At 62.1% G+C, this 904-nt stretch carries 1 protein-coding gene; it reads right to left on the bottom strand.

The features are described from left to right. Positions 1-890 (bottom strand): arsenical efflux pump membrane protein ArsB (arsB, locus tag HU720_RS23930; RefSeq protein ID WP_186523624.1); only part of this gene is annotated, 890 nt, incomplete at its 3' end. Positions 891-904 lie beyond the last annotated feature (14 nt).

Below are 904 nucleotides of genomic sequence, written 5' to 3'. Positions count from 1 at the left end.
TTCAGCCCGTAGACCACCAAGTACATGCCAAGAGAGAAGATCACCACCTGCCAGGGCGCTTCGCGCAGTACCCGGCGGGTCGAGATGCGATGCCCGCGAGCGGCGACGGCAAAGAGGATCGCCGCACAGGCTGCGGCTACCGCACTGATTGGGATACCTAGTGGCTCCAGGGCGAACAGGCCGATCAACAACAACAGCAGCACCCAACCACCGACGTTGAAGGTCGCGCGGTCATGAATCGCCTCGCTTGGCGTCTTCAGGGCCGCGACCGTGTACTGTCTCGGGATATCACGGCGGAAGAACAGGAACAGCACCAGCAGGGTTGCTGCCACACTGGCGAAATTCACCGGCACCATCACCGAGGCATATTCACTGAAGCCCATTCTGAAGTAGTCGGCCGAGACGATGTTCACCAGGTTGGAGACTACTAGCGGCAGGCTCGCCGTGTCGGCGATGAAGCCGGCGGCCATGACGAAGGCCAGCGTCGCGGCAGGACGAAAACGCAGCGCGAGCAGCATCGACATGACGATAGGTGTGAGGATCAGTGCAGCACCGTCATTGGCGAACAGCGCCGATACGGCAGCACCGAGCAGCACGCAGAAGGCGAACAGGCGATAGCCGCTGCCGTTTGCCCAGCGCGCCACGTGGAGCGCGGCCCACTCAAAGAAACCAGCCTCGTCCAGCAGCAGGCTGATGATGATGACGGCGATGAAGGTGGCGGTGGCGTTCCAGACAATGGCCCACACAGTCGGGATGTCGTGCAGCGAAACTGCACCCGCCGCCAGCGCGATGAGGGCACCGAGCGCGGCACTCCAGCCAACGCCAAGCCCCTTCGGTTGCCAGATGACCAGGATGAGGGTGAAGACAAAAACAGCAATGGCGATCAGCATGAGGATCTCGCTCG

The organism is Pseudomonas sp. SWRI51, assembly GCF_014268825.1.
Taxonomy (GTDB): domain Bacteria; phylum Pseudomonadota; class Gammaproteobacteria; order Pseudomonadales; family Pseudomonadaceae; genus Aquipseudomonas; species Aquipseudomonas farsensis.
Note: the sequence above shows the minus strand (reverse complement) of the source record. Positions and strands in the feature narration are given on the sequence as shown.